Annotated in this window: 2 protein-coding genes; one reads left to right on the top strand and one right to left on the bottom strand. The window is 64.9% G+C overall.

Features of this window, described 5'->3' with window-relative positions; translation table 11 throughout:
- Positions 1-868: 868 nt before the first annotated feature.
- Complete coding sequence (locus tag ETD86_RS53595; RefSeq protein ID WP_138674270.1) at positions 869-1,420, bottom strand: GAF domain-containing protein; 552 nt, start codon at positions 1,418-1,420, stop codon at positions 869-871.
- A gap of 364 nt (positions 1,421-1,784) precedes the next feature.
- On the opposite strand from ETD86_RS53595, the gene ETD86_RS53590 reads away from it, so the two are divergent.
- The coding region (locus ETD86_RS53590) for a sensor histidine kinase (RefSeq protein WP_211370922.1) at positions 1,785-3,037 on the top strand (1,253 nt) is incomplete at its 3' end.

Raw genomic sequence — 3,037 nt, 5'->3', positions numbered from 1 at the left:
CCCCCGGACCGTCCCCAGCAGGACGAACCGCAACCCCGCGCCCACAGTAGATCGTCCCCCGTTCCCACCCATCGTGTTGCTGTCTCGGCGATGGCCGTCCCCACACGGCGGCAAGCATGGTGTTCAGAGTCACGCGTCGCCTGGCAGCGCTGTCAATGTGGTCAATAAATGTTACTCGTCATCTATCAGTCCGTCGCGCCTGGGTCTTTCGCCAGTGGGGACAAAGGTGGCACCCCCCGAACGAACGCTGCGTGACCCGATTGCGCCCGACGGCCGCGACGCGAAGCACGGCGCGTGTCAACCTACCACCGCAAAGTGAAGGCCTGACTACCGTTTCCGACGAAGAGGACACGATCATGCCCACGATGAAGACCTGGTGGAGGCGATGGACCAACTCCCCGCCATGGCCGCCCGGCCAGGGCTTCGTGGGCGGCTGACCTGAGGGCCTGGGGGGTGGGACGTGGGAGTATGGCCGATCTTTAAGCGGCCGCGCCTCGGCTTCATACTGAGCTGAGCCAACTTCACCGATGTCCTGACAGAGGGTTGTATGAAGCGTTGGGTGGCCGCCGCCGGGCTGCTGGTCTGCTTGATATTCATGGCATCCGCCACCAGCGTGGAATTGTCCACGGGCGGCCTGATTCCGACCCTTGGACTCATCGGCTTTATTTTCTTCTTCATTATGCTGATCGCTGGCCCGCGAATCAGAGGTCCACACCACCGGCTCGTCAAAGACAATCGCCGGTTCCTGGCCGACGCCCACAAGATCGGCGACACTGCCGGGGTCGCTCAGGCGCTCCGCAATCTGGGCATCGTCCACACCGACGTCCAGGACCTGACGCTCGGCTTCGGCTACACCGTAGACGGCCGATCAGGGCCTGTTCAGCAAACGAGCCCGCTGATGGATCCTCTCCACGAGCTCTGCGGCCCGGGCCTTGATGAACGCGACCCCTTCTGTGCCCCAATCGTGGGGCTTGGTGTCCACGACGCAGATCGTGCCAAGGGTCTCCGTCCCGTCGATCAACGGGGCGCCCAGGTAGGCGCGAATCCCGATCTCGTCCACCACCGGATTGTTGGCGAAGAGGTGATAGTCCATCACTTCGTCCAATGCCATCGCATGTTTCCTCGTCACCACGTACATGCAGTAACCGTGGTCGCAGGCCATTGTCCGGAACGGATCCGTCTCCGGGTCGACGCCCCGGTCGCGCGAGGAAGGATACAATCCGGCGAAATACTGCCGTTCTGGGCCAATAATGTTGACCATGGCGAATGGCGCCTCTAGCTCGCGGGCCAGGGCCCGGGCGAACTCGTCGAACTCAGGGTCAGGCTCCTCCCGGATGCCCAACTCCTGGAGCCGGGCGGCGCGGCGCGGCGCTTCCTCGTCTACGGGAGTCACTAGGCGGAAGGCGGGGGAAAGGCTCATCACAGGCTCCTGTCTGCACACCTGGCCGTTCCTGTCGTGGATTGCGGCCCTCCGCCGGGAGGATAGCAAGGCGATCACGGCACCGCGGCGGTGGCGAACGGGGGACGACGCGGGAGACAGGTGCGATCGACACCGTGCCGGCCCCCCTCACGACGAACGGTTCGGGGGCCGACGTGGGTCGCCAAAAGTCGGCGGACAAGACAGTAACGGCGCCGCCCAGCCGCGGACTCCCGCATAAACCTCAAGCGCTGTCCCCTGCTGATCGAACGCCGTATCACCTCAAATGCCGGATTAACCGATAGTGTGCCGATGACTCGGTATGGTGACCCCTGTCGATCGATCACCCTTGTATCAAGGACGCCCGATGTCTGCGCCTCCCCTGCCTCCCACCGCCACCGCCACCGAACGCCAAGACGCCGGAAGCCGTGGCAGGCCACGCGGTCGCGGTGAACATCGTCCGGTCAACGTTCACGCCTTCCATCTGTGCATTTCCATCATTCCAGCAGCCCTTATGGCGTGCCTGGGACTGATCGCGGTGACGGTGCTGATCGTGGGGGGACCCTCGTCGCCCGGGGCTTGGCCGACACTGGCCGTCATTGCCGGGGGTGCAGTGGCCATCATGTGCGTGGCGGTCGTCGCGGCGAACAAGGCGACTCGGCGGGAGCGTCGGATATCCGATCGTCCGGCCCCCCGCCCCAGCGCCTTGGAGCCGCGACTTCGCGACTTGGGGTTCTTGGTGTCCCGCGGCCGGCAAGAGCTGCAAGGCCTGGCAGAGCGGATCGCGGCCGGCGATGTTCCCGCACGACGCGGCGTCGACTTCCGGCCTGTGGCGGCGGGCGATCCCATCGCGCACCTTGAGTACGAATTCCAGAAAGCTCAGAACGAGGCCTGGAACGCCGTTGTCAACGCGGCGAGCCGGAAACCGAGTGGCCGTCCCGCGCAGCGAGTCGAGGTCTTCGTCAACCTCGCCCTGCGCATGCAGTCACTGTCCCATCGGGCGATGAAGGGACTCGACGAGCTGGAGAATCAGGTCGAGGATCCGGAACTGCTCAAGGGCCTGTTCAGGGTCGACCACCTCAGTACCCGCCTGCGCCGGCAGGCCGAAAGCCTCGCTGTGATCGGGGGCGCCGTCTCGCGGCGCCAGTGGAGCAGGCCGGTGACCACGTACGAAATTCTGCGCTCGGCCATCGCCGAGGTCGAGCACTACAGCCGGGTCAAAGTGGTGCCGCCGGTCGAGGGAGCCCTGGACGGGGGCGCGGCCGCGGACGTCATCCATCTGCTCGCCGAGCTTGTCGAGAACGCCACCAAGTTCTCGCCGCCGCACACGCAGGTGTTCATCCGCGCAGAAGCCGTGACTGCCGGCTTGGCCATCGAGATCGAGGACCGCGGCCTCGGCATTCCCCGAGAAACCCAGCGTTGGCTGAACGACCTTCTCACTGCTCCGGAACGAATCGACGTCGACGAACTGGTGCAGGACGGCCGTATCGGACTGCTTGTGGTGTCCGCCCTCTCACGTCGGCACAAAGTCGTTGTCAGGCTGCAGACCAACATCTACGGCGGCACACAGGCCGTTGTCGTGATCCCGAAAGAGTTGATCGGTTCAGGCACCCAGGAGAC

The sequence above is a fragment of the Nonomuraea turkmeniaca genome (assembly GCF_005889735.1).
GTDB classification, from domain to species: domain Bacteria; phylum Actinomycetota; class Actinomycetes; order Streptosporangiales; family Streptosporangiaceae; genus Nonomuraea; species Nonomuraea turkmeniaca.
Note: the sequence above shows the minus strand (reverse complement) of the source record. Positions and strands in the feature narration are given on the sequence as shown.

Coding starts and splice junctions, on each gene's coding strand:
- ETD86_RS53595 (WP_138674270.1), bottom strand. CDS start 1,420: ATGAGCCTTTCCCCCGCCTTCCGCCTAGTGACTCCCGTAGACGAGGAA.